Source organism: Enterobacter cloacae complex sp. 2015409 (assembly GCF_041365315.1).
GTDB lineage: Bacteria > Pseudomonadota > Gammaproteobacteria > Enterobacterales > Enterobacteriaceae > Enterobacter > Enterobacter pseudoroggenkampii.
Genome location: NZ_JBFTVM010000002.1, coordinates 37,496 through 62,868, shown reverse-complemented (window position 1 = coordinate 62,868; position 25,373 = coordinate 37,496). Strand labels below are relative to the sequence as shown.

Genomic DNA, 25,373 nt, shown 5'->3' with positions numbered 1-25,373 from the left:
AATTACTCAGCTACAACGTTAACAACCAGTTTAGCGAACACTTCGCTGTGAACCTGGAAGTCAACTTCGTGCTCACCAGTGGTACGCAGAACGCCGTTCGGCAGACGAACTTCGCTCTTAGCCACTTTAACGCCTGCAGCAGATACTGCATCAGCGATATCACGGGTACCGATGGAACCGAACAGTTTACCTTCGTCGCCAGATTTAGACGCGATGGTAACGGTGCCCAGTGCGTTGATTGCTTCAGCGCGAGCGTTAGCAGCCGCCAGAACGTCAGCCAGTTTGGCTTCCAGTTCAGCGCGACGTGCTTCGAAAAACTCTACGTTTTTCTTGGTAGCTGGAACAGCTTTACCCTGTGGAACCAGGAAGTTACGTGCGTAACCCGCTTTAACGTTAACCTGATCACCCAGGCTGCCCAGGTTTGCTACTTTATCAAGCAGAATAACTTGCATTACCTTATCCTCTTAAAGTCGTATTAATGGACCGTGCCCGATTACTGATGACGATCAGTGTACGGCAGCAGGGACAGGTAGCGAGCGCGTTTGATAGCGCGAGCCAGCTGACGCTGGTATTTTGCACGAGTACCGGTGATACGGCTTGGGACAATCTTACCGCTTTCGGTGATGTAGTTTTTCAGCGTTGCGATATCTTTATAGTCGATCTCTTGAACGCCTTCCGCGGTGAAACGGCAGAACTTGCGACGACGGAAATAACGTGCCATATGGCTAGTCTCCAGAATCTATCAAATCAATCTGCTCGGCATGCAGAACCATTTTGCTCAGGCCGTTCTTTGCCTTGTGGCAAGAGATGAACCCCTGAACGATTACTGCGCTACCGACCGTTAAACTGTGAGTAATGGCTTGGTTTTCGTGTCCGCTAATAATAACGGGCATTTGGCACCACGCCTGCCGGTGAAACCCGGCTTCCTCTTGCACAGAACGATGCTCAAGCACGAACTGGCAATGCGGAATTCCTGATGGACTGACCTTTCGAAGGGGAGCCCTGCATACGATGCCGGACAACGCCAGACGGTTGGTCATCAGAAATTACTCTTCAGAATCCCCAGCATCAGAATCATCTGCGGTTTCGTTTGCGAAATCATCGCGACGCTCACGGCGCTCGTCTTTCGCTTTAACCATCGGAGATGCTTCGGTAACTGCGTTTTTGGTACGCATAACCATGCTGCGGATAACGGCATCGTTGAAGCGGAAGGTAGTTTCCAGCTCATCGATCACTTCCTGCGGCGCTTCAACGTTCATCAGAACGTAGTGTGCTTTGTGCAGTTTGTTGATCGGGTAAGCCAGCTGACGGCGGCCCCAGTCTTCCAGACGGTGGATCGTACCTTCTGCACCAGTGATGGCAGCAGAGTAACGCTCGATCATACCCGGAACCTGTTCGCTCTGGTCAGGATGGACCATAAAAACGATTTCGTAATGACGCATCGAATTGCTCCTTACGGATTATTCAGCCTCCTGTCTGGGTCAGCCGAGGCCCGGGGAGGCAAGGAACGTGTTAAAGGTCGGCTGAAAAATTGACGCGTCATAATACTTGCGCGTCCCTGGAAACTCAAGCTGATTGCACAAATAATTCGCACAAAGCGCGAAGTGGGTCTAAGTGGGTGATTTAAAATTGGTCACACCCGGAAGCGTTGTTTTTTTGAACAACTGCATCAGAAATGGTCACGCATCCCCGCCGGATGAGTGATTACACTTTAATCAGAGATCACCTGAATTAAAGAAGGAGCATCCCCCCTCTCGCAGCACGCAGTCGTGGAGCGCATATCATGAAAAAAATCGCATTAGCCATAATGGCGGCGCTTTTGCTCAGTGCAAACGCGATGGCAGCCATCAAGATAGACAGCCGACAGGCCAGAAACATGGATGATGTGCAAAGCTTGGGCGTCATTTACATCAATCATAATTTCGCCACGAAAAGTGAAGCAGATCAGGCCCTTAATGAAGAAACCGATGCGCAGGGCGCAACCTATTACCACGTGATGTTAACCCGTGAGCCCGGCAGCAACGGCAACATGCACGCCAGTGCAGATATTTACCGATAACGCATTAACGCTAGCACCAGGAAAGCCAACAACGAGAACATAGCCATAGTTGACGTTGCCCCCTGCCCGGGGGCTTTTTTTTGTGAATGGCTCCGGAATACCACCGGTTACAACTGTTTTTCGGTATTCCAGAGCACTTATTCACTTCTGCCCGTAGTAGGCATTCGGGCCGTGCTTGCGCATGAAATGCTTGTTCATCAGGTAATCATCAATGCCCTGCAGCTGTGGGTTGATGCCACGGGCAATCCACGCCATTTTGGCCACCTCTTCCATCACCACGGCATTATGTACCGCGTCGTAAGCATCCCTACCCCAGGCGAATGGACCATGCTGATACACCACAATCCCCGGCGTATGCAGCGGTTCGCTTTCACTCAACGTTTCGATTATGACCTTACCGGTGTTGAGCTCGTACTCCCCTTCCACTTCATCCTGCGTTAATGCCCGCGTGCAGGGGATGTCGCCAAAGAAGTAGTCCGCGTGGGTCGTGCCCAGCGCCGGGATGGGCAGCCCGGCCTGTGCCCAGGCCGTCGCGTGCGTGGAGTGGGTATGCACCACGCCGCCGAGGGACGGATAACGCCGGTACAGCGCCAGATGGGTTGCGGTATCTGAAGAGGGACGCCATTCTCCCTCCACGACGTTTCCGTCGAGATCCACCACCACCATATCGTCTGCTTTCATGGTGTCATACGCCACACCGCTCGGCTTAATCACGATCAGTCCCTGCTCGCGGTCGATAGCGCTGACGTTCCCCCAGGTGAAGGTGACCAGGCCATAGTGCGGCAGATCCATATTGGCTTCAAAGACCTGCTGTTTAAGCTTAAGCATGTTCAGCCTCCAGCAACCCTGCCCGCGCCATACGTTCGCGCACCCAGTCCCGCGCCTTCGCCACTTCCGCTGCCGGGTTGTCCGACGTCTCGCTCCACATCTCAATCAGGTAAGGCCCGCAATAGCCTGTCTGCCTGAGCGTCTCGAAGCACCGTTCAAAATCCACCACCCCGGTGCCGAACGGTACGTTTTTAAACACGCCAGGACGGGTATCTTTGACGTGCACCGCCACGATATGCCCCATGCCTGCCTGCAGCTCCATCTGCACGTCGTTATCCCATGCTGACAGGTTGCCGATATCGGGATAAAGCTGGAACCACGGGTTATTCAGATAGTGCGCGTAGCCCAGCGCCTTGCTGATGGAATTCATTAACGGGTAGTCCATGATCTCCATCGCCAGCGTGACCTGCGCGCGGCTGGCCATCTCAACGCTCTCTTTCAGGCCGTCACGGAAACGACGGCGCGTTTCATCGTTGGCTTCCTGATAGTAAACGTCATAACCCGCCAGCTGGATCACGCGGATACCGACATCCTGCGCAAAGCGAATGGCTTTACGCATGATCTCCAGCCCCTGCGCGCGTACGGCATCGTCTTCGCTGCCGAGCGGAAAACGACGGTGGGCGCTCAGGCACATGGATGGCACGCGCACGCCCGTTTCAGCAACTGCGCTCACCAGCGCCAGGCGCTGTTCGCGGCTCCAGTCGAGGCGAGAGAGGCGTTCGTCCGTCTCATCAACGGACATTTCGACAAAATCGAAGCCCAGCTGTTTTGCCAGCTGTAACCGCTCCAGCCAGCACTCCCCCGCAGGGAGTGCTTTTTCATAGATGCCAAGCGGGACCTGTTTGGACAACATACCCGCTCCTTAGCCCCAAAGCTGAGCGATTGAGCGTTTGAACTGACGCGCCGCTTCCACCGGAGACGCCGCATCACGAATGCTGCGACCGGCAATAAAGACGTGAATCGGAATGCCCTTGAACAGCGGCAGATCTTCCAGTGCCAGACCGCCGGTAACGGTGACTTTAAAGCCCATATCCGCCAGACGTTTGATCGCGCTGATATCCGCTTCGCCCCACGCCACGCCTGCGGCCTGCGCGTCGCGGCTGCGGTGGTACACCACCTGCTGAATGCCCGCATCGCGCCACTCCTGCGCCTGCTCCCAGGTCCAGAAGCCGGTCAACTCAATCTGCACGTCGCCGTTAAACTCTTTTGCCACGTCCAGCGCGCCCTTGGCGGTGTTGATATCCGCACAGCAGATCACGGTGACCCAGTCAGCATTCGCTTCGAAGCACATGCGGGAGAGGATTTTCCCTGCGTCGGCAATTTTGGCATCTGCCAGCACGATTTTGTGCGGATAAAGCGCCTTCAGGTCGCGAACGGCACGCACGCCTTCGCCCACGCACAGAATGGTGCCCACTTCGATGATATCGACTTCTTCCGCGATCAGGCGGGTGGTTTCGTAAGCGTGGGACAGAGTTTGGTTATCCAGCGCAACCTGCAACATAGGTAATGACATGTTCAATTCCTCTTAGACTGCCGCCGCTGTGGCGTTATCAATTAAATCCAGCACGTCCTGCTCGGTACGGCAGGCGCGTAAACGGTCGAAATTAGCTTCGTCATCAAACAGGTTGACGATCTGCATGATGCCCACCTCCTGGTGGGTGTTAGCATCGACCGCGGCCATGGTGATCAGGATATCGACCGGATCGTTATCTTCGTGGTTGAACACCAGCGGCGTTTTCAGCGTCACCAGCGCGAAGCCGGTTTTCTTCACGCCCTCTTCAGGACGCCCATGCGGCATTGCCAGCCCTGGCGCAATCACAAAGTAAGGGCCGTGCTGCGCGACGCCATCAAGAATGGCCTGGTAGTAACGCGGCTCGACAACGTCAGCCTTAACCAGCAGATCCACGCTCAGCTTCACCGCTTCCTGCCAGGTGCTGGCCTCAGCCTGTAAAAGGATGGAGTTATTCTCTGCCAGCGAATCACGTAGTTTCATGTGGCGTCCTTACTTCACGTCTTGTGGGAAGTGCTCTTTAATCACTTCCAGCAGTTTTGGTCCGAAATCCGCAGGCGAAAGCATGTTGCGCACGCCCACCACATATTTATTGCCCGACACGCTAATTTCGCCGGCGATATGGGTAGAGGCGATGATGATGTCCGCGCCGTTGAGTTCACTTTTGTATTCACCCACCGCGCAGCTGTTCACCGTGTGGTCGATGTTTGACTGGGTTAAAAACTGGTCCACTTTCATCTTCATGATCATGGAGCTGCCTTGCCCATTGCCACACACAGCCAGGATACGTACGGTCATAATCGAAACTCCTTAATGAGCAGAGACTTCTGCTGTTTGTTTTTCCGCATCTTCTTCAGCTCGCAGCGAACGGCCAGCGAAGAACATATAAGCCAGAGCAATCAGGATGATGACGGCCATAAAGACCACCCCGACGGAGGCAAAGCCCTGCATCATCGGCGGTGCCAGAATTGACCAGTCCGCCATGCCCATCCAGGCACTCATACCGGTGAGCTTCACCGCCCACACGCAACCAAAGATTTCCACCATGCCCATCACCAGGCAGATCTTGAGCGCCGCGCGCCAGCCGCCGAAGTGGTTAGCGAAGACGCCGATGGTGGCGTTGGAGAAGAACATCGGGATAAAGCCAGGAATAATCAGGATTGAGGAGCCGCAGCCGACCAGGATGCCCACCGCAATCAGCTGGCCGATGGTGCCCCACATAAAGCCCCAGACCACCGCGTTTGGCGCGAAGCTGTAGATAGCGGCACAGTCAATCGCCAGCACCGCACCAGGGATCAGGCGCTGCGAGATGCCGTTGAAGGCTTCCGACAGTTCGGCGACGAACATACGCACGCCCTGAGTGATGATGAAAATGGCCACCGCGAAGGAGAAGCCGGTCTGCAGGATATAAACCGTCCAGTGCGTTTTACCCGCCATCGCCTGAACAACGTCAATACCGAAGGAGAGCAGAATGGCGCCGAAGAAGATGGTCATCACAATCGCGGTTGAAACGATGTTGTCGTGGAAAATATTCAGCCAGCCCGGCAGCTTGAGGTCTTCAACGCTCTCTTCTTTTTTGCCCAGGTACGGTGCAACTTTATAGGCAATCCAGGAGGCAAACTGCTGCTGATGGCCGATGGAGAAACCGCAGCCGTCAGTCACTTCCTGAGTAGGCTTGTACATCATGTTAGAGGTGATACCCCAGTAGAGCGAGACCAGCACCGCGGTGCAGATAATCGTGGTCCACATTGGGTAGCCGAAGATATAGAGAGAAACCGCGATCAGCCCCGCCTGCTGGAACATGATGTGGCCGGTGAGCATGATGGTGCGAATGCCGGTAATACGGCGTAGCAGAACGTAGATGATGTTCAGCGCCAGGGCGAGCAGCACCGCATACCCCACCCAGCTATAGGCATCACCCATGCGTTCAATGGTCGCCATCATTGAGGCGTAAGTGTCAGAGATGGCACCGTTGATGCCATACACTTCGGACATTTTGGCGACGACCGGCTTAAAGGTGCTGGTCAGAATGCCTGACCCCGCCTGCAACAGCATGAAACCGATAATGGTTTTGATGGTGCCTTTAATAATCACGCTGACGCTTTTGCGCAGCAGGATATAACCCAGACACGTCACGATACCCAGCAGCAGCGGGGCGTTGGTCATTACCTGATTAAAGAACACGGTAAAGACGTTGTAGAGGATCTCCATAACTCTCTCCAGAAATGAGAACACGAGGGGCAATCCCTGTGTGGTTGGTGCCATCACTCTATTAATCACAAATAATCACCACAAGATTGCATTTGATTATTTGTGACGTATCACGCAATTTATTTCCATGATGTTAGTAATGATTTTCACTACCGTACATGAGAAATAAATTAACCTTTATAATTCATGCAATTAATGTTTAATACTGGATAGTCTAACAAGGAATAAGTGCAGAGTACGTGAAGTTGCGCAGATAAAATTCCGCATTTTTACCATTGCAAAGCGCATCAAATGGTGCCAGCATTAATCATAACAAATCACAATGTGATTATTTTTGATTAAACCAGGAGTCAAAACGATGAGTAAAGTGAACACCATCACCCGTGAGTCATGGATTCTGAGCACCTTCCCGGAATGGGGCAGCTGGCTGAATGAAGAGATCGAGCAGGAACAGGTTGCTCCTGGCACGTTTGCAATGTGGTGGCTGGGCTGTACCGGTATCTGGCTGAAATCAGAAGGTGGTGCCAACATCTGCGTCGATTTCTGGTGCGGCACCGGCAAGCAGAGCCACGGCAACCCGCTGATGAAAAAAGGCCATCAGATGCAGCGCATGGCGGGCGTAGAAAAACTGCAGCCGAACCTGCGTACCACACCGTTTGTGCTCGATCCGTTTGCCATTCGCCAGATCGACGCCGTCCTTTCTACTCACGATCACAACGATCATATCGACGTGAACGTGGCGGCTGCGGTGATGCAAAACTGTGCTGACGATGTGCCGTTTATCGGGCCACAGACCTGCGTGGATCTGTGGATCGGCTGGGGCGTGCCGAAAGAGCGCTGCATCGTGATGAAGCCTGGGGACGTGGTGAAAATTAAAGATATTGAAATTCACGCGCTGGACGCCTTTGACCGTACAGCACTGATCACCCTGCCTGCCGATCAGAAAGCCGCGGGTGTACTGCCGGACGGTATGGATGAGCGCGCGGTTAACTATCTGTTTAAAACCCCTGGCGGCTCCCTGTACCACAGCGGCGACTCTCACTACTCCAACTACTACGCGAAGCACGGTAACGAGCATCAGATTGACGTGGCGCTGGGCTCCTACGGCGAGAACCCGCGCGGTATTACCGACAAAATGACCAGCGCCGACATGCTGCGCATGGCGGAAGCGCTGAATACCAAAGTGGTGATTCCGTTCCACCACGATATCTGGTCAAACTTCCAGGCCGATCCGCAGGAGATCCGCGTGCTGTGGGAAATGAAAAAAGACCGCCTGAAGTATGGCTTCAAGCCGTTCATCTGGCAGGTCGGCGGCAAGTTCACCTGGCCACTGGACAAAGATAATCTCGAATATCACTACCCACGTGGTTTCGATGATTGCTTCACCATTGAGCCTGACCTGCCGTTCAAGTCCTTCCTCTGATTGTGCAGCCGCATCGCCAGACATGATGTCTGGCGATGTCATATTTCTTTTAGTAATTTCACGCTATTTCAAATATCATCTTTTCAAATCAATTCTTATCGGAATAGCTCATGACGGAAGCGCAACGGCATCAAATTCTCCTGGAACTCCTGGCGCAAACCGGGTTTATCACCGTCGAGAAAGTGATCGAACGTTTAGGCATCTCCCCGGCAACGGCGCGGCGGGATATCAACAAGCTGGATGAAAGCGGCAAGCTGAAAAAGGTCCGCAACGGCGCGGAAGCGATCAGCCAGCAGCGCCCTCGCTGGTCTCCGATGAATATTCATCAGGCGCAGAATCATGATGAAAAAGTGCGGATTGCCAGAGCCGCATCGCAGCTGGTGAATCCCGGCGAGAGCGTGGTCATCAACTGCGGCTCCACGGCGTTTCTGCTGGGCCGTGAAATGTGCGGCAAGCCAGTGCAAATCATCACCAACTACTTACCGCTCGCCAACTATCTCATCGACCAGGAGCATGAGAGCGTGGTGATCATGGGCGGGCAGTACAACAAAAGCCAGTCCATCACCCTTAGCCCTCAGGACAGCGAAAACAGTCTCTATGCCGGGCACTGGATGTTTACCAGCGGCAAAGGCCTGACGGCAGATGGCCTGTATAAAACCGATATGCTGACCGCGATGGCGGAGCAAAACATGCTTAACGTTGTGGGCAAGCTCGTTGTGCTAGTCGACAGCAGCAAAGTGGGCGAGCGCGCAGGGATGTTATTCAGCCGTGCCGAACAGATCGACATGGTGATCACCGGCAAAGGCGCCAACCCTGAGATCCTCCAGAAGCTGGAAGATCAGGGCGTAAAAGTGCTGCGCGTTTAAAGGTGCTGGCGGAAAAAAGCTACCGTGGCATCCAGCGCCGTTGGCGTGATGCGGTGGCGGACGCCCGCTTCCCACAGACAGGTCAGATTATCGTCCAGTTCTTCACTCATTAACGCCTGCTGCAGGCGGAAGGTTCCTTCGGGCGGGACCACATCATCCGCGTCACCGTGCCACAGCAGCAGCGGGCGATCCGCCACGCGCGGCAATGCCCGGGTCACTTCCCACTCTGCCAGCGTAGCGGTGATTTTCGTTAAATCCTGAGGGGGAAAAAGCGTCTTCGCCAGCGACGTAAAATAGCCCGAGCCCATCAGACAGGCGACAGACTTCACTTCAGGATGATGCGTCATAATCCCTAGCGCCGTCATACCGCCCATCGACGCCCCGGCGACAGCCAGACGATTGTCGGCCACCAGCCCTGCCTCATACAGCGCATCGCGCAGCCCGGCAAACTCGGTCAGACTCCCGTGCAGAATCTGCCAGAACTGCCCAAGACGCGCCTGTTCGTTACCCAAAAAGCGTGCGCCGTGGTCGGGTGCATCCGGCATCACCACGCGGAAACCCGCCTGCGCCAGCGCGACCGCAAAATAACTGTAAACCAGCTTCGATGAGGTAAACCCATGATAAAAAACCACAACAGGCAGCGGTTTATCACGTTTACCCGCTGGCATCGCGTGTAAAATTTCATGGTCGCCGAGGTGGCGTATTTCAATTTCAATCATTGTCGACCCTGTGCGAATGTATGATTCATAATGTTGAGAACTGGGTTACGCTTTCACGTCATTTTCATTCGAAATATACGTCCCAGATAACACTTCGGGAACATTCCCCCAAAACTAAATTCACAGACAACTACACTATGGCTATCAGGAAACGAGATATGGTTATGCGCAGGTTTGCTGCTTTATTGCTGGTGTTTCTGCTCAGTGGCTGTAGCGCGCTGCAGGGAACGCCGCAACCCGCTCCACCGGTCGCCGATCATCCACAGGAGATTCGTCGTAATCAGACGGAAGGATTACAACGAATGGGCACCATCTCCGCGCTGGTTCGCGGCTCTCCGGATGACGCAGAAGCGGCAATAAAAGCACAGGCCGTCGCCGCCAAAGCAGATTATTACGTCATCATTATGATCGACGAAACCATCATAACGGGACAGTGGTATTCCCAGGCCATTTTGTACCGGAAATAATGGTTTACCTTTGAACGAGATTTACACTGCTTTGCGTCCATAGAAATTTTCCTGTCCACAATAAACTCCATGCCCGCGTCAATGGAAGGGAGTTTATTTGCGAAGGATTGCCCGGCGGATACCGGATATATGTGAAATGGAGCTGACGATGAAACGAACTCTTGCTTTGACCTCACTGTTGCTCTCAGCAGGCCTGCTGAGCACCACCGCGCAGTCAGCAGAATTCGCCAGTGCTGATTGTGTGACTGGCCTGAATGAAATTGGCCAGATCTCCGTGAATAATATCTCGGGGAGCCCGCAAGACGTTGAACGTGTCGTGGCATTAAAGGCCGATGAGCAGGGTGCTTCATGGTATCGCATCATCCAGATGCAGGAAGATAACCATATCGACCACTGGCGGGTACAGGCCATTCTCTACGTGTAATCTCCCTCCTGATAAAAGCCACTTATTTTTAGTGGCTTTTCGTTTTTGCAAATTTTTTATCTTATAAAAAACAAATCAAGAACAACAAAATAACATTTTGTTACATTAAACCAGTAAACGTAATCCCCGCTCTGCCGTTGAAGAACCATACCTTTTCAATGATGAGCAATTTATGATCAACATTTTTCGCCGCGCAGGCCTGGGTGCGAAGCTGTCACTGCTTACCGGCGTCAGTGTCGCCACGCTGTTTCTGCTTTTCACTTTTCTGCTCAGTCAAAAAGCCAGCCAGCAGCTTGAAGCCCTTGCGGTAGAAGATCTGCATAATCAGTCCACCGGCATGGTCGACATGGTGCAGATGTTTAACACCAGCCTGAGTGAAGAGGTTGAGAGCTATACCCGTCTGTTCACCACCTTTTTACCGCAGCCCCTGAACATTGATGCTTCCCAAACCCAGACAATTAACGGGCTCAGCGTTCCGCTTCTGAAAGGCGGAGATACCGGGCTGCATGAAAACAACACGCTTTCGGACGCGTTCCTGAACCGTACGGGAGCCATTTCGACGCTGTTTGTACGCAGCGGAAACGACTTTGTTCGCGTAGCCACTTCCCTGCGTAAAGAGAACGGCGAGCGGGCAATGGGTACCGTTCTGGATAACGCCAGCCCGGCCTTTGCCGCCGTCAACAAAGGTGAAGTCTACCGCGGCCTGGCGCTGCTGTTTGGCAAACGCTACATCACCCAGTACCAGCCGGTTAAAAACGCCGAAGGACAGGTCATTGCGATCGTCTTTGTCGGGGTGGACATCACCCACTCCTGGAACGTCATGCGTGAGAAAATCCTCAACCGCCGCCTGGGCGAGAGCGGTCACTTCTTCGTGCTGGATCGCAGCAACGGCAAAACGCGCGGGCAATACCTTTTCCACGCCAGCGAAGAGGGAAAACTGCCGAAGTGGGACGGCACGACGCAGCAACAGCTTCTGAGTGATAAACCCGGCACGCTGGAGCGCGTAAGCGACGACGGCCGCACGCTGAAAATGGCTTATACCCCGCTGCCAGGCTGGAACTGGACTATCGTGGGTGAAGTGGATAAATCGGTGCTGCTCTCAAGCGTCACCGCCATGCGCGACGGTTTCCTCCTCGCCGGTACGGCATTGTCCATCCTGTTTGCTGGCCTGTTCGTGGTCCTGATTCGCCGCGTGCTGACCCGACCACTGCGCAATGTGATCCATCTTGCCCGGCAATATGCCGCAGGGGATCTCCGTTCCAGCCTGCCCGTGACGCGTCAGGACGAAGTCGGCCAGCTGATCGACGCCATCAACGGCATCGGTGGCGGCCTGCAAAAAATTGTCCTGCAGGTCCGCGAGGCCGCAGGTGAGATCCATTCAGGCACCAACGCGCTAGCCGCCGATACGGGCGAAATTTCAGAGCAGATCAACAAGCAGGCCAGCAGCGTGGAAGAGACCTCCGCCAGCATGGAGCAGCTGGCCGCCACCGTACAGCAAAATGCCGCCAACATGGAGCAAACGCAGCAGCTGGTGGGTGAAACCTCGCTCGCGGTTCATCAGGGCGGTGAGACAGTCACCCACGCGGTGTCGACCATGGACGACATTCGCGAAGCGTCAAAACGCATCGCAGACATCACGCGCGTGATCGAGTCCATTGCTTTTCAGACCAATATCCTGGCGCTGAATGCGGCCGTGGAAGCGGCTCGCGCGGGCGAGCACGGTAAAGGGTTTGCGGTCGTCGCGCAGGAAGTTCGCGCCCTGGCGGGACGCAGCGCTAACGCGGTGAAGGAGATTGAACAGCTGATTGGCGATACGCTCAGAAAAGTCAGTGAGGGTCATGCGCTGTCTGAACAGACGCGCCTGGCGATGGATGACATCATCATTCATATCGATAACATCAGCCAGCTGGTCACCGAGATTAACCATGCCTCACGCGAGCAGTCCGCCGGGATCGGTCAGGTGAACCTCGCCATGACCCACATTGGCGAAGCGTCGCATATCAATGCCGATCGCATCTCACGCAGCGAACAAACGGCTCAAACGCTGCGCGAGAAGGGTTCACACCTGGCTCAGCTGGTGAGCCTGTTCCAGCTAAAAGGCTAGCCGACTCTGCCCGTCGCACGCAGCAGCAGGTCACTTTGCACCTGCTCGCTCATCACCGTTCCGCCACGGGTATCCAGCATCATGCGGCACCACGCCTGCGCCACCGGAGGCGATGCGTGCCGCAGCATTTCGCTCCCGGCACTCAGCAAGAAAAGCTGCTGCGCAATTTCCCGCCCCTGCGCCTCCTGCGGTTTACGCAGTTTTTGCTGAAGCTGCCGCCAGCTGCGGTCGAAGTGTCTGTCCTGCCCTTTGACCTGTGCAAACTCATCGGCAAGCCGATCGTGTATACCCGGCTGCTTCGCCAGCACGCGCAGCACGTCCAGGCACATGATGTTGCCGGACCCTTCCCAGATGCTGTTCACCGGCATCTCGCGATACAGGCGGGGAAGTTCGCTCTCCTCGCAGTACCCGACTCCGCCCAGCGCCTCCATCGCTTCAGCGACAAACGGGATGCCCGCTTTACACACGCTAAATTTGGCGGCCGGGGTAAACAGCCGTGCCCATGCCGCCTCCTGCGGATCCGCGCGTTTATCCCACGCCCGCGCCAGGCGGAACAGCAGCGCCGTTTGTCCCTCCAGCACCAGCGCCATCCGGCTTAACACTTCGCGCATGAGCGGCTGATCGATAAGATTTTTGCCGAAGGTCTGACGCTGATGCGCATGGTACAGCGCCACGGAGAGCGCACGGCGCATCAGTCCGTGGCTGCCCAGCGCGCAGTCAAAGCGCGTCAGGCCGCCCATTTTGAGGATCTGCCGTACCCCTTCGCCTTCTTCCCCCAGCAGCCAGCCGGAGGCATCAAGGAATTCCACCTCGCTGCTGGCGTTGGAGCGGTTCCCGAGCTTGTCCTTAAGGCGCTCCAGCCGGACGGCGTTGCGCTGCCCGTCAGGTAAAAAGCGCGGCACAAAAAAGCAGGATAGTCCGCCCTTCGCCTGCGCCAGCACGAGATGCGCATCGCTTTGCGGGACGGAGAAAAACCATTTATGTCCCACCAGCCTATAACTGCCGTCGCTGCATTTTTCCGCTTTGGTGGTGTTGCTGAGCACGTCTGAGCCGCCCTGCTTTTCCGTCATCCCCATACCGATCAGCAGGCCGCGCTTTTGCGCGCCGGGCGCAAGATGAGGATCGTAGCGATCGCTGAGCAGCGGCGTCAGCCAGTCGTGAAAGGGTTTGGGGAGCGCCTGCTGCAGGAGCGGCGTAGCGGCAAACGTCATGGTGACAGGGCACAGCGTGCCCGCCTCCACCTGAGCATGAAGCACAAAGCGTGCGGCCCGCGCGACAAACGCCCCTTTACGCGCCTCCTCTTCCCACGCCAGGTTATGCACGCGGTTGGCACACAGGCCCTGCATCAGCAGGTGCCATGCCGGGTGAAAGCGGACGTCATCCAGCCGCTCACCGGTGGCGTCATAGCGAAGCAACTCCGGCGGATTCACGTTCGCCAGCCTGCCCAGCTCCAGCGATTCCGCCGTACCCAGCTGCTGACCAATGCTGGCGAGGAGTTCGATATCCCACTCGGCCCCTTCACGCGAGACCGCATCGCGCAGGGCGCAGTCGGAGAGGAAAAGGTTACTGTTGGAAAGCGGTGCAGGTTGATTGAAAACGGTATGGGTCTGCCAGTGCATGCTGTCTCCCTCCTTCAGTGGCAATGACGATAAGTATGGACAGACCGCGCACACGCTGCATGGGAGGGGAGTCACACGTTCACGATCCCGCTGATATCATTCGTGAAATAGCTCACAGAACATAAGAATAAACTATTTCATGACTTCGCTTTTGTTGAATAATTTATTCTTACCCTTTTCAGTGAGGATCGTTATGCAACCGGATGCGCACAAGCGAGCATTAATTGCAGGCTCCATTGGTAACTTTATCGAGTGGTATGAGTTTGCGGTCTACGGTTTTCTGGCGACCGTCATTGCGAAAAACTTCTTCCAGCTTGAAGGGGAAGCGGGGCTCACCAGCCTGATCCTCACCTACGCCTCGTTTGCCATCGCCTTCTTCTTCCGCCCGCTGGGTGCGGTGGTGTTTGGCCGCATCGGCGACCGGATTGGCCGTAAGCCGACGCTCATTATTGTGCTGGTGCTGATGACGCTCGCTACCGCCGCCATCGGCATTGTGCCGGTCTATGCCAGCATCGGGATTGCCGCGCCGCTCATTATTACGCTGCTGCGCATCCTGCAGGGACTGTTCGCGGGCGGTGAGTACGGCGGTGCGGTCTCGCTGATGACGGAGTTTGCCCCGCGCGGCAAGCGTGGGCTCTATGGCGCGTGGCAGTCGTTTACCGTGGCGCTGGGGCTGTTAGCGGGTGCAGGCATCGTGGCGCTGCTCTCTGCCCTCCTCACGCCGGAAGCCCTGCACGACTGGGGCTGGCGCATTCCTTTCTTCCTGGCGCTGCCCATGGGCGTCGTTGCGCTGTGGCTTCGTGTCAGTATGGAAGAGACACCCAGCTTTGTGCAGCAGCAGGATAAACCGGTTATCGCTCAGGCGGATACTGCCGCCACGCTCCGGGCCATCGCGATGGGGATTGGGCGCGTAATGGTCTGGTCTGCAGCGGGGTACACTTACCTGGTGATTATGCCGACCTATCTGCAGTCGGCGCTGCATACCGGGTTTAACCAGGCGCTGCTTATAGCGGTGATTTCGAATATTGGTTTTGCACTCACCATCATTCCGTCGGGGATCCTGAGCGACCGGATCGGGCGCCGCACGGTGATGATTATCGCCACCGCGCTGCTGCTGATCCTCGCCCTGCCGCTGCTGAAAATTCTTCAGGCAGAGTCGAGTACGCTGGCGGTGAAGGCTGTTGTGGTGTTGATTGCGGGCGGTCTGGTCGGGATGCTGGCAGGGCCAGGCCCGGCAATGCTATCTGAGATGTTCCCGACGCGCGTGCGCTATACGGGGCTGGGGCTGGCCTACTCGTTGTCGAACGCGATTTTCTCGGGATGCGCAGGGCTGATTATTACCGGGCTGATTAAGCAGACGGGCAACCTGGATATTCCGGCGTATTACGTGATGGCGACGGCGGTAGTGAGTATTTTCGCGCTGATGACGCTAAGTAAGGATGACCATTTGCGGTCGTTAGAGGAGTGAGTTTGTCACCGTCTGGTGCCCTCACCCCGGCCCTCTCCCACGGGGAGAGGGAGAAAACACAAAAGGCCGTCCTGTGGACGGCCTTGCTGTTTATTCTCCCCGCTGACGCACCGCTTCAAACAGGCAGATACCCGTCGCAACAGAAACGTTCAGGGACGACACGCTGCCCGCCATTGGGATGCTGATCAGCTCGTCACAGTGCTCGCGGGTCAGACGACGCATGCCTTCGCCTTCTGCCCCCATCACCAGCGCCAGACGGCCGGTCATTTTGCTCTGGTACAGAGTATGATCCGCTTCACCGGCGGTACCGACGATCCAGATGTTCTCTTCCTGCAGCAGACGCATGGTGCGCGCCAGGTTGGTCACGCGGATCAGCGGAACGTTTTCCGCCGCGCCGCAGGCCACTTTCTTCGCCGTCGCGTTCAGCTGCGCGGAGCGATCTTTCGGCACGATCACCGCGTGCACGCCCGCCGCATCGGCGCTGCGCAGGCACGCGCCGAGGTTGTGCGGATCGGTAACGCCATCGAGGATCAGGAAGAACGGGTTATCCAGCTCGGCAATCAGATCCGGCAGATCGTTTTCCTGATACTGGCGGCCCGGCTTCACGCGGGCAATGATCCCCTGGTGAACCGCACCGTCACTTTTCTCATCCAGGAACTGGCGGTTCGCCAGTTGGATCACCACGCCCTGCGCTTCCAGGGCGTGGATCAGCGGCATCAGACGCTTATCTTCACGCCCTTTCAGAATAAACACTTCCTGAAAACGCTCCGGTGCGCGCTCGAGAAGGGCCTGCACCGCGTGGATGCCGTAAATCATTTCACTCATTGATGGTTCTCGTAATAAGTATTTCCCCTCCCCCCGTCGGGGAGAGGGTCAGGGTGAGGGGAGACTTTACTCCGCCTGCTTTTTCTTGGCCGCGCGCTTCGCTTTGGTGGCAGCCGCTATTTTCTGCGTTTTCGCGGACGGTTTTTTCGCTGAACGGGCTTCTTTCTTCGCCGCCTTCGGCTTTTGCTTCTTCTCGCCGCGGAACGCGCTGTCCGGCTCGAAGTTTACCTTCTTGCCCGCCTGACGACGTTTACCGCCGCCCGGTTTACCGTTACCGGTTTTTTTCGCCCTTTCACGCTCGGTTTTCCCGACGTTACGCGGCGCACGCTCGCTGGAGATCAGGCTGAAGTCGATCTTACGGTCATCCATATTCACGGCTTCAACCTTCACTTCCACACGGTCGCCCAGACGATAGGTCTGGCCGCCAGATTCGCCAATCAGGCGCTGACCGACCTGGTCGAAGCGGTAGTAGTCGTTATCCAGGCTGGAGACGTGCACCAGACCGTCGATGAACAGCTCGTCCAGACGAACGAAGAAACCAAAGCCGGTCACGCTGGCAATCACGCCTTTAAAGACGTTACCCACCTGATCGAGCATAAAGTCACACTTCAGCCAGTCCGCCACGTCACGTGTTGCTTCATCAGCACGACGTTCGGTCATGGAGCAGTGCTGACCCAGCTGCAGCATCTCTTCCATCGAATAGTGGTAGCCACCGGTTTCGGTGGTGTTCCCTTTATGGCCCTGCTCCTGCGCCAGCAGATACTTGATCGCACGGTGCAGAGAGAGGTCAGGATAGCGACGGATCGGCGAGGTAAAGTGGGCGTAAGACTGCAGCGCCAGGCCGAAGTGACCGCGGTTTTCCGGATCGTAAATCGCCTGCTTCATTGAGCGCAGCAGCATCGTCTGCAGCATTTCTGCGTCAGGACGATCGCCAATGGACTCCAGCAGCTCGGCGTAATCGCGCGGCTCTGGCTTGTTACCGCCAGGCAGCTCCAGACCCAGTTCGGCCAGCACGGAGCGGAACGCGGTGATGGCTTCCGTCGACGGTTTATCGTGAATACGGAACAGCGCAGGCTCTTTGGCTTTCTCGACGAATCGTGCCGCCGAGATGTTCGCCAGAATCATACACTCTTCGATCAGCTTGTGCGCATCGTTACGCTGGGTCTGCTCGATACGCTCAATGCGGCGTTCCGCGTTGAAAATGAATTTCGCTTCTTCACTCTCAAAGGAGATCCCGCCGCGCTCTTCGCGCGCCTGATCCAGCGTTTTGTAAAGGTTATGCAGCTCTTCGATGTGTTTAACCAGCGGCGCGTACTGTTCGCGCAGATCCTGGTCGCCCTGCAGCATATGCCAGACCTTGGTATAGGTCAGACGCGCGTGCGAGCTCATCACCGCTTCGTAGAACTTGTAGCCGGTTAAGCGCCCTTTGGTGGAGATGGTCATCTCGCAAACCATACAGAGGCGGTCAACCTGCGGGTTCAGGGAGCACAGGCCGTTAGACAGCACTTCCGGCAGCATCGGCACGACCTGGGACGGGAAGTAGACCGAGGTACCGCGGCTGCGCGCTTCGTTATCCAGCGGAGTGTGCGGACGAACATAGTAGCTTACGTCTGCAATAGCGACCCACAGGCGCCAGCCGCCGCCGCGTTTTTTCTCGCAGTAGACGGCGTCATCGAAGTCGCGGGCGTCTTCACCGTCGATAGTGACCAGCGGCAGGGAGCGCAGATCCACGCGGCCCGCTTTGGACTCTTCCGGCACTTCTTCGCGCAGGCTTTCGATCTGCTCTTCAACCGCTTTCGGCCAGATGTACGGAATTTCATGGGTACGCAGCGCCATATCAACGGCCATTGTGGTGCCCATGTTGTCGCCAAGCACTTCGACGATTTTACCTACCGCTTTAGTGCGACGGGTTGGGCGCTGGGTGAGTTCCACCACCACAACAAAGCCCATGCGGGCGCCCATCACCTCTTCAGGTGGGATGAGGATGTCGAAGCTCAGACGGCTGTCGTCCGGCACCACGAAGCCCACGCCCGCGTCGGTAAAGTAGCGGCCAACGATCTGGCTGGTTTTTGGCACCAGAACGCGGACCACGCGCGCTTCGCGGCGACCTTTACGGTCAGCGCCCAGCGGTTGCGCCAGGATCTGGTCGCCGTGAATGCACATTTTCATCTGTTCAGATGAGAGGTACAGATCGTCTTTACGGCCTTCCACGCGCAGGAAGCCGAAGCCATCGCGGTGACCAATGACGGTGCCTTTCAGCAGATCGAGGCGTTCTGGCAGCGCATAGCACTGGCGGCGGGTAAAGACCAGCTGCCCGTCACGCTCCATTGCGCGCAGGCGGCGGCGAAGGGCTTCAATTTGCTCTTCACCTTCAATGTTTAGTTCAACGGCAAGTTCTTCACGATTGGCGGGTTTTTCGCGTTTTGTTAAGTGTTCAATGATGAACTCGCGGCTGGGAATAGGATTCGCGTATTTTTCGGCTTCGCGTTCCTGGAAAGGATCATGTGACATGTCGGTTCCTCCGTTGTCAGCTCCGGTGGAAATTTTCTTCATTCCACCAGCAATAATTTATAAAGCGGTTGATTCTCTTCAACCAAATCGGCCAGCGTGTAGTTATCCAGTTCCATGAGAAAACTTTGCACGGCCTTTGAAAGCGCCTTTTTCAGGCGGCAAGCGGGCGTGATGTGGCAGAACTCGCTGCTGCAGTTCACCAGAGACAGCGGCTCCAGTTCACGTACCACATCGCCCACACGAATACTCTGTGCCGGTTTACCGAGACGGATCCCACCATTCTTCCCGCGGACGGCAGCAACGTATCCGGCACGACTAAGTTGATTGATTATTTTGACCATATGATTACGGGATACGCCGTAGACCTCTGTAACTTCAGAGATACTGGTCATCTTCCCCTCGGGTAACGACGCCATGTAAATCAGCGCACGTAAGCCGTAATCGGTGAAACTTGTTAACTGCACATCAACCTCAGGAAAAAAGGGAAAACGCGGTCAAACCGCAGAGATATTCATTAATGATGATAAACCAGCCAGATAGTTAGCGGCTAATTTATTTGACAGACGGGGCGAAAAAGCGGAGATCCAGGAGCGTTCGCCGGATGGCGCTACGCTTATCTGGCCTACGGGTCACCCCGCAGGCCAGCATTCACGAAGATTATGCGTCGAACGGGTCGCGCAGGATCATCGTTTCAGTACGATCCGGGCCGGTAGAAATAATATCGATCGGCACTTCGGTCAGTTCTTCAATACGCTTGATGTAATCCAGCGCCGCCTGCGGCAGGCCGCTACGCTCTTTCACACCGAAAGTGGTCTCAGACCAGCCCGGCATGGTTTCGTAGATTGGCTCAATGCCTTCCCAGTCGTCAGCTGCCAGCGGAGTGGTGGTCACTTCGCGGCCGTCTGGCATACGGTAGCCTACGCAGATTTTCACTTCTTTCAGGCCGTCCAGTACGTCCAGCTTGGTCAGGCAGAAGCCAGAGAGGGAGTTGATCTGCACAGCACGACGCACTGCAACCGCATCCAGCCAGCCGGTACGACGACGACGACCGGTGGTCGCGCCAAACTCGTTACCCTGCTTGCACAGGAACTCGCCGGTTTCATCAAACAGCTCGGTCGGGAATGGACCCGCACCCACGCGAGTGGAGTACGCTTTGATGATGCCCAGAACGTAATCCACATAACGTGGACCCAGGCCAGAGCCGGTCGCCACGCCACCTGCAGTGGTGTTAGAGGAGGTAACGTACGGATAGGTACCGTGGTCGATGTCCAGTAGCGTACCCTGCGCGCCTTCGAACATGACGAAATCGCCACGCTTGCGCGCCTGGTCCAGCAGATCGGACACATCAACAACCATACCGGTCAGAATGTCAGCAATCGCCATGACGTCATCCAGCACTTTCTGGTAGTCAACAGCGTCAGCTTTGTAGAAGTTCACCAGCTGGAAGTTGTGATATTCCATCACTTCTTTCAGTTTTTCAGCGAAGGTTGCTTTGTCGAAGAGGTCACCTACGCGCAGACCGCGGCGCGCAACTTTATCTTCGTAAGCCGGGCCGATGCCACGACCGGTGGTACCGATCGCTTTCGCACCGCGCGCTTTCTCACGCGCGACGTCCAGCGCCACGTGATAATCCAGGATCAGCGGGCAGGCTTCGGAGAGCAGCAGACGCTCACGAACAGGGATACCACGGTCTTCCAGACCTTTCATCTCTTTCATCAGCGCAGCAGGAGACAGCACAACGCCGTTACCGATGATGCTGGTGACGTTATCACGAAGAATGCCTGATGGAATAAGATGGAGGACGGTTTTTTCACCGTTGATTACGAGAGTATGGCCTGCGTTGTGACCGCCCTGGTAGCGTACAACATATTTAGCCCGTTCAGTCAGAAGATCAACAATCTTCCCTTTACCTTCGTCACCCCATTGGGTGCCCAGTACGACGACGTTGTTACCCATTTTTTTCAAAATCACCGTTTGCTTAAAAATGGATTCTACCATCGCTTTTTCAGATATACAGCACTTTTTGACCTCAAAATACGCCGATTGCGCCTACTTTTTGATCAGCCAATCGTTTTCCTCAACATGTAGTAGATCACGATGCCCGCAACCACAAGACCACCGCCAAAACGACGCAAAATATTATCCGGCAGTTGGCTCATCGTGGCGATCATTCGACGCCAGGCGCGTGGATAGAGCATCGGTCCAAGGCCTTCCAGCACCAGGACCAAAGCCAGTGCGAGCCAGATCGTTGAATTCATTTTTATTCCTTATAAAAGAAAACCACCGCTCCGTTAAGAGCGGTGGTTTGAATACTCAAACGAGCCTGAGTTTATCGCGTTGCGTTAGTCGGCGTCTTCATATAACGGAAGAAATCGCTGTCCGGGCTGAGCACCATCACATCCTGGTTGCTCTGGAAGCTATTCTCGTAAGCACGCAGGCTACGGATAAAGGCGTAGAAGTCAGGATCCTGGCTGAAGGCATCAGCGAACAGCTTCGCCGCTTCGGCATCACCTTCACCGCGCAGGATACGGCCCTGGCGCTCAGATTCCGCCAGCGTCTTGGTGACTTCGTAATCCGCTGCTGCACGCAGCTTCTCAGCCTCTTCCTGGCCCTGTGAACGGTGACGACGGGCTACCGCTTCACGCTCGGCGCGCATACGGTTGTAAATCGCCTCAGACACTTCTGCTGGCAAGTTGATCTGCTTAATACGCACGTCAACCACTTCGATACCCAGCGCAGCCATACTGTTCGGGTTGATCACCGGCACTTTACCGTTGGTCTCCGCCTGAACGCGTTCAGCCGCTTTGGCAATCGCATCATCTGCTGCCGGGGTTGAAACTTCGTCTTCCGTGCCCGCGGTACCGGAGTTCAGGGCATCGCGAACTTCCAGGGTCAGACGACCACGGGAGTCGGTCACGATGTCTTTCACATCCAGACGACCAATCTCGGAACGCAGACGGTCAGAGAACTTACGTTTCAGCAGCACTTCTGCCTGAGAAACGTCGCCACCGCCCGTTGCCAGGAAGTAACGGCTGAAATCGCTGATGCGCCATTTGATATAGGAATCAACGATCAGGTCTTTCTTCTCTTTGGTCACGAAACGGTCAGCCTGGTTATCCATGGTCTGGATACGCGCATCAAGCGTTTTCACTGACTGGATGAACGGCACCTTGAAGTGCAGGCCCGGCTCGTAAATTACCGGGCGTTTGTCGCCATCACGCACGACGCTGCTGAACTGGAACTTGATCCCACGCTCGCCTTCTTTCACCACAAAGATCGAGGTATAAAGCACGACCAGTACGATGACGATGATCGCAATAACTGACTTACGCATCCTTATTCCCCCTGACGCTGGTAGTCGTTACGCTGCGCGTTAGCACGGCGTTGGTCCATAATGTCACCATCGTTCGAAGAAGGCGTTGTGTTCGTGCTGGCGCTGCCTGTTGAGGCTGGCGGCAGACGCAGCAGGTTGTTCGCGCCGCTGGTGTCGCCTTTCGCTGCTGGCGCAGAACTGCCTTTCAGCATCTGATCCAGCGGCAGAACCATCAGGTTTCCGCCTTTATTGTCGTTAACCAACACTTTGCGGGTGTGGCTCAGCACTTTTTCCATGGTCTCGATATAGAGACGCTCACGGGTAATTTCCGGCGCCGCTTTATATTCCGGCAGGATCTTCGCAAAGCGAGCCACTTCACCCTGAGCTTCCAGGATGGTCTGCGTCTTATACGCGCGCGCTTCTTCCAGAATACGCTGCGCCTGACCGTTAGCGCGTGGCTGAACTTCGTTGGTGTACGCTTCTGCTTCACGGATGTACTGCTGTTCGTTTTCACGGGCAGCAATCGCATCGTCAAATGCGGCTTTCACCTCTTCCGGCGGACGCGCAGCCTGGAAGTTGACGTCCAGCAGGGTGATACCCATGTTGTACGGACGAATGGTCTCTTCCAGCTCGCGCTGGGTATCGCTACGAATAACGGTACGACCTTCGGTCAGGATACGGTCCATGGTGTATTTACCGATCACACCGCGCAGGGCGCTGTCGGTCGCCTGACGCAGGCTGTCATCGGCGCTGGTCACGCTAAACAGATAACGCTCAGGATCGGTCACGCGGTACTGCACGTTCATCTCAACGCGCACCACGTTTTCGTCAGAGGTCAGCATCACGCCAGAGGCGGCCAGCTCACGAACAGATTCCACGTTTACCGCGGTCACGTCGTCAATGAAGGTCGGCTTCCAGTTCAGACCCGGCTCAACCAGATGGCTGAACTTGCCGAAACGGGTGACCACGCCGCGCTCTGCTTCTTTAATGGTGTAGAATCCGCTGGCTGCCCAGATGATGACCACCGCAGCGGCCACGATGCCCACTACGCGGCCACCCATTGGCGCGCGCGAACTCTGAGTGGAATTGCCACCCGAGCCAGAACCTTTTCCTCCGCCAAGGCCACCAAGCTTCTTGCTCAGCTTGCGGAAGATATCATCCAGATCCGGCGGCCCCTGCTCGCGACCACCTTTGTTGCCATTTCCCTCAGAGTTGCCGCCAGGTTTGCTGCTTCCCCACGGGTCGCGGTCTTGTCCGTTATTACCGGGCTGATTCCACGCCATGTATATGCTCCATATTTGTTATGCAAGGGCGAATTATTCAGGCATCCCCTTTCTGATCAGACGATATAGTCGACCAGCGCAGGTTCTTGTTTACAGAGGCGACGCCAGTCAACGATCGGCATACGCACCTGCATCCCCACGCTGCCGTCATCCTCCATCCACTCTTTTTCTATCGCCTGAAGCTGATAAAACCGGCTGCGCAGCCTGCCTTCCTGTGGCGGCAGTCGCAGCGTGTGCTGAGCTACCTCACCGGAAAGACGTTCTGTCAAAGCCTGGAAAAGCAGTGGCACACCAATACCGGTCTGGGCAGAAAGCCAGACCCGAATCGGTTTGTTCTCTTCATCTCTGTCGATACGCGGTTCGAAATCGTCCAGCATATCGATCTTATTCATGACCAACAGCGTTGGGATCTCATGGGCGTCGATCTCTTCGAGCACCACGTTTACCGCGTCGATGTTCTCCTGCACGCGCACGTCTGCCGCATCAATCACGTGCAGCAGCAGAGTCGCCTGTCGCGTCTCCTGCAGGGTGGCTTTAAACGCCGCCACCAGGTCATGCGGCAGGTGGCGGATAAACCCTACGGTATCCGCCAGCACCGTTTCACCGACGTCTGCAACGTCAATACGGCGCAGCGTAGGGTCCAGGGTCGCAAACAGCTGGTCTGCGGCATACACCTGGGCCTCGGTTATCTGGTTAAACAGGGTGGATTTACCGGCGTTGGTATAGCCCACCAGCGACACCGTCGGGATGTCGGCTTTCGTTCGCGCCCGACGTCCCTGTTCACGCTGTTTCTCTACACGTTCCAGACGTGAGAGGATCTGGGTAATTCGGCCACGCAGCAAACGACGGTCGGTTTCGAGCTGGGTTTCACCCGGGCCGCGCAAACCAATCCCGCCTTTTTGTCTTTCAAGGTGTGTCCAGCCACGCACCAGACGCGTTGCCAGATGGCGCAGCTGCGCCAGCTCAACCTGCAGTTTCCCTTCGTGGGTACGTGCACGCTGAGCAAAAATATCTAAAATCAAACCCGTGCGATCGATAACACGGCATTCGCAAAGGGCTTCCAGGTTGCGCTCCTGGGCTGGAGACAGCGCATGATCAAACAACACGACTGACGCGCCGGTTGCTTTTACGGCATCCGCAATTTCGACTGCTTTACCTTCACCAACAAAATACTTTGGGTGCGGCGCTTTACGGCTACCGGTAATCACCTGCATTGCTTCGACACCGGCGGAAGAGACCAGAGATTCAAACTCCTGGAGGTCTTCCATATCTTTGTCTTGCGAAAAATAGATGTGTACCAGCACCGCCTGCTCACCGGCATCATAACGGTCAAACAAGCGTAAACCTCTCTAAAAAGATCAGCGGGGAACGCAGGATCCCTGGCTCCCCGTGTGGATAACAGTGCGAAACCTTATTCGGTTTCGTCGCTGTCCTGCGCCGGCGTTGAAGAGCCCTGCGCGCTGCTGCCATGATGGTAGTTACTACCAGTGCCGCCGCCAGCGTTATTGCTGTGATGAGATACCGGACGGGACGGAACAACAGTAGAAATAGCGTGCTTGTAGACCATCTGACTGACCGTGTTTTTCAACAGAATCACAAACTGATCGAAAGACTCAATCTGACCTTGCAGCTTAATACCATTCACCAAATAAATAGAAACTGGAACACGTTCCCGACGCAATGCGTTCAGGAACGGATCTTGTAAAGATTGCCCCTTAGCCATTCTATCTTTTCCTTATATGC

At 55.7% G+C, this 25,373-nt stretch carries 28 protein-coding genes; 7 read left to right on the top strand and 21 right to left on the bottom strand.

What is annotated here, in order from left to right:
- Positions 1-2: 2 nt before the first annotated feature.
- Genes rplI through rpsF form a run of 4 tightly spaced genes read right to left on the bottom strand, consistent with a single transcriptional unit; the run spans position 3 to position 1,442 of the window.
- Positions 3-452: a 50S ribosomal protein L9 gene (rplI, locus tag ACDO57_RS13975; RefSeq protein ID WP_023310148.1), complete on the bottom strand. Its 450-nt coding sequence runs from the start codon at positions 450-452 to the stop codon at positions 3-5.
- A gap of 41 nt (positions 453-493) precedes the next feature.
- Positions 494-721: a 30S ribosomal protein S18 gene (rpsR, locus tag ACDO57_RS13970; protein WP_000135199.1), complete on the bottom strand. Its 228-nt coding sequence runs from the start codon at positions 719-721 to the stop codon at positions 494-496.
- 4 nt (positions 722-725) lie between these two features.
- Entirely contained in the window at positions 726-1,040 is a 315-nt protein-coding gene (priB, locus tag ACDO57_RS13965) for a primosomal replication protein N (RefSeq protein ID WP_008502895.1), read from the bottom strand.
- 6 nt (positions 1,041-1,046) lie between these two features.
- A complete protein-coding gene (gene rpsF, locus ACDO57_RS13960) occupies positions 1,047-1,442 on the bottom strand; it encodes a 30S ribosomal protein S6 (RefSeq protein WP_014068637.1) in 396 nt (131 codons plus the stop codon).
- A 341-nt stretch (positions 1,443-1,783) separates the two neighbouring features.
- Between rpsF and yjfY the strand changes: the two genes are divergently transcribed.
- Positions 1,784-2,059 carry a DUF1471 family protein YjfY gene (yjfY, locus tag ACDO57_RS13955; RefSeq protein ID WP_370884148.1) on the top strand — a complete coding sequence of 92 codons (276 nt, stop codon included), beginning with the start codon at positions 1,784-1,786 and terminating at the stop codon, positions 2,057-2,059.
- Between the two features lie 141 nt (positions 2,060-2,200).
- Here the strand turns inward: yjfY and ACDO57_RS13950 are convergent, their stop codons facing one another.
- From ACDO57_RS13950 to ulaA, 6 genes are read right to left on the bottom strand one after another with little or no spacing between them, the layout of a single operon-like run.
- Positions 2,201-2,887, bottom strand: a complete 687-nt coding sequence (locus ACDO57_RS13950; RefSeq protein WP_370884147.1) for an L-ribulose-5-phosphate 4-epimerase — start codon at positions 2,885-2,887, stop codon at positions 2,201-2,203.
- Positions 2,880-3,740: an L-ribulose-5-phosphate 3-epimerase gene (locus ACDO57_RS13945; RefSeq protein ID WP_024907320.1), complete on the bottom strand. Its 861-nt coding sequence runs from the start codon at positions 3,738-3,740 to the stop codon at positions 2,880-2,882. Before ACDO57_RS13945 ends, ACDO57_RS13950 begins: the two co-directional genes overlap by 8 nt.
- A gap of 9 nt (positions 3,741-3,749) precedes the next feature.
- Positions 3,750-4,400: a 3-keto-L-gulonate-6-phosphate decarboxylase UlaD gene (ulaD, locus tag ACDO57_RS13940; protein ID WP_008502901.1), complete on the bottom strand. Its 651-nt coding sequence runs from the start codon at positions 4,398-4,400 to the stop codon at positions 3,750-3,752.
- 12 nt (positions 4,401-4,412) lie between these two features.
- On the bottom strand, positions 4,413-4,880 hold the full coding sequence (gene ulaC, locus ACDO57_RS13935; protein ID WP_024907321.1) for a PTS ascorbate transporter subunit IIA: 468 nt from the start codon (positions 4,878-4,880) through the stop codon (positions 4,413-4,415).
- Between the two features lie 9 nt (positions 4,881-4,889).
- Complete coding sequence (gene ulaB, locus ACDO57_RS13930; protein ID WP_003856022.1) at positions 4,890-5,195, bottom strand: PTS ascorbate transporter subunit IIB; 306 nt, start codon at positions 5,193-5,195, stop codon at positions 4,890-4,892.
- A gap of 12 nt (positions 5,196-5,207) precedes the next feature.
- On the bottom strand, positions 5,208-6,608 hold the full coding sequence (gene ulaA / locus ACDO57_RS13925) for a PTS ascorbate transporter subunit IIC (protein ID WP_024907322.1): 1,401 nt from the start codon (positions 6,606-6,608) through the stop codon (positions 5,208-5,210).
- 358 nt (positions 6,609-6,966) lie between these two features.
- Here ulaA and ulaG point away from each other — a divergent pair, with 358 nt between their 5' ends.
- Both ulaG and ulaR read left to right on the top strand, forming a co-directional pair.
- Positions 6,967-8,031, top strand: a complete 1,065-nt coding sequence (gene ulaG, locus ACDO57_RS13920; RefSeq protein ID WP_010427455.1) for an L-ascorbate 6-phosphate lactonase — start codon at positions 6,967-6,969, stop codon at positions 8,029-8,031.
- A gap of 110 nt (positions 8,032-8,141) precedes the next feature.
- Positions 8,142-8,897 (top strand): HTH-type transcriptional regulator UlaR, encoded by a 756-nt coding sequence (gene ulaR / locus ACDO57_RS13915; protein WP_024907324.1) that lies wholly within the window; start codon positions 8,142-8,144, stop codon positions 8,895-8,897.
- On the opposite strand, the gene yjfP is transcribed toward ulaR, so the two are convergent.
- Positions 8,894-9,616, bottom strand: a complete 723-nt coding sequence (gene yjfP, locus ACDO57_RS13910) for an esterase (protein WP_370884146.1) — start codon at positions 9,614-9,616, stop codon at positions 8,894-8,896. The two genes, ulaR and yjfP, sit on opposite strands and share 4 nt — an antisense overlap.
- 137 nt (positions 9,617-9,753) lie before the next feature.
- Here yjfP and bsmA point away from each other — a divergent pair, with 137 nt between their 5' ends.
- The 3 genes from bsmA (at position 9,754) to ACDO57_RS13895 (ending at position 12,611) form a co-directional block, all read left to right on the top strand.
- Positions 9,754-10,083: a biofilm peroxide resistance protein BsmA gene (gene bsmA, locus ACDO57_RS13905; RefSeq protein WP_024907326.1), complete on the top strand. Its 330-nt coding sequence runs from the start codon at positions 9,754-9,756 to the stop codon at positions 10,081-10,083.
- Positions 10,084-10,219: 136 nt separating this feature from the next.
- The gene (gene yjfN, locus ACDO57_RS13900; RefSeq protein WP_032645202.1) at positions 10,220-10,507 is read left to right on the top strand and encodes a DUF1471 family protease activator YjfN; all 288 of its coding nucleotides are present in this window, start codon (positions 10,220-10,222) and stop codon (positions 10,505-10,507) included.
- Positions 10,508-10,679: 172 nt separating this feature from the next.
- Positions 10,680-12,611 (top strand): methyl-accepting chemotaxis protein, encoded by a 1,932-nt coding sequence (locus ACDO57_RS13895; protein ID WP_370884145.1) that lies wholly within the window; start codon positions 10,680-10,682, stop codon positions 12,609-12,611.
- Here the strand turns inward: ACDO57_RS13895 and ACDO57_RS13890 are convergent.
- The gene (locus tag ACDO57_RS13890) at positions 12,608-14,230 is read right to left on the bottom strand and encodes an isovaleryl-CoA dehydrogenase (RefSeq protein WP_370884144.1); all 1,623 of its coding nucleotides are present in this window, start codon (positions 14,228-14,230) and stop codon (positions 12,608-12,610) included. The genes ACDO57_RS13895 and ACDO57_RS13890 overlap by 4 nt on opposite strands.
- Before the next feature lie 193 nt (positions 14,231-14,423).
- Between ACDO57_RS13890 and ACDO57_RS13885 the strand changes: the two genes are divergently transcribed.
- Positions 14,424-15,698: an MFS transporter gene (locus ACDO57_RS13885; protein ID WP_370884143.1), complete on the top strand. Its 1,275-nt coding sequence runs from the start codon at positions 14,424-14,426 to the stop codon at positions 15,696-15,698.
- Positions 15,699-15,788: 90 nt separating this feature from the next.
- On the opposite strand, the gene rlmB is transcribed toward ACDO57_RS13885, so the two are convergent.
- The 9 genes from rlmB to hfq form a co-directional block, all read right to left on the bottom strand.
- Positions 15,789-16,523 (bottom strand): 23S rRNA (guanosine(2251)-2'-O)-methyltransferase RlmB, encoded by a 735-nt coding sequence (gene rlmB / locus ACDO57_RS13880; protein ID WP_048989501.1) that lies wholly within the window; start codon positions 16,521-16,523, stop codon positions 15,789-15,791.
- Positions 16,524-16,589: 66 nt separating this feature from the next.
- The gene (gene rnr / locus ACDO57_RS13875; RefSeq protein ID WP_148770159.1) at positions 16,590-19,034 is read right to left on the bottom strand and encodes a ribonuclease R; all 2,445 of its coding nucleotides are present in this window, start codon (positions 19,032-19,034) and stop codon (positions 16,590-16,592) included.
- Between the two features lie 38 nt (positions 19,035-19,072).
- On the bottom strand, positions 19,073-19,498 hold the full coding sequence (nsrR, locus tag ACDO57_RS13870) for a nitric oxide-sensing transcriptional repressor NsrR (RefSeq protein WP_023334253.1): 426 nt from the start codon (positions 19,496-19,498) through the stop codon (positions 19,073-19,075).
- Positions 19,499-19,691: 193 nt separating this feature from the next.
- A complete protein-coding gene (locus ACDO57_RS13865) occupies positions 19,692-20,990 on the bottom strand; it encodes an adenylosuccinate synthase (RefSeq protein ID WP_024907332.1) in 1,299 nt (432 codons plus the stop codon).
- 104 nt (positions 20,991-21,094) lie between these two features.
- Positions 21,095-21,292, bottom strand: coding sequence for a DUF2065 domain-containing protein (locus ACDO57_RS13860; protein WP_003855996.1), 198 nt, complete (start codon positions 21,290-21,292; stop codon positions 21,095-21,097).
- Between the two features lie 71 nt (positions 21,293-21,363).
- Positions 21,364-22,368, bottom strand: coding sequence for a protease modulator HflC (gene hflC, locus ACDO57_RS13855; RefSeq protein ID WP_024907333.1), 1,005 nt, complete (start codon positions 22,366-22,368; stop codon positions 21,364-21,366).
- Positions 22,369-22,370: 2 nt separating this feature from the next.
- Positions 22,371-23,630, bottom strand: a complete 1,260-nt coding sequence (hflK, locus tag ACDO57_RS13850) for an FtsH protease activity modulator HflK (protein WP_157188504.1) — start codon at positions 23,628-23,630, stop codon at positions 22,371-22,373.
- Between the two features lie 56 nt (positions 23,631-23,686).
- The gene (gene hflX / locus ACDO57_RS13845; protein ID WP_023310136.1) at positions 23,687-24,967 is read right to left on the bottom strand and encodes a ribosome rescue GTPase HflX; all 1,281 of its coding nucleotides are present in this window, start codon (positions 24,965-24,967) and stop codon (positions 23,687-23,689) included.
- Positions 24,968-25,041: 74 nt separating this feature from the next.
- The gene (gene hfq / locus ACDO57_RS13840) at positions 25,042-25,353 is read right to left on the bottom strand and encodes an RNA chaperone Hfq (RefSeq protein WP_023334248.1); all 312 of its coding nucleotides are present in this window, start codon (positions 25,351-25,353) and stop codon (positions 25,042-25,044) included.
- Positions 25,354-25,373 lie beyond the last annotated feature (20 nt).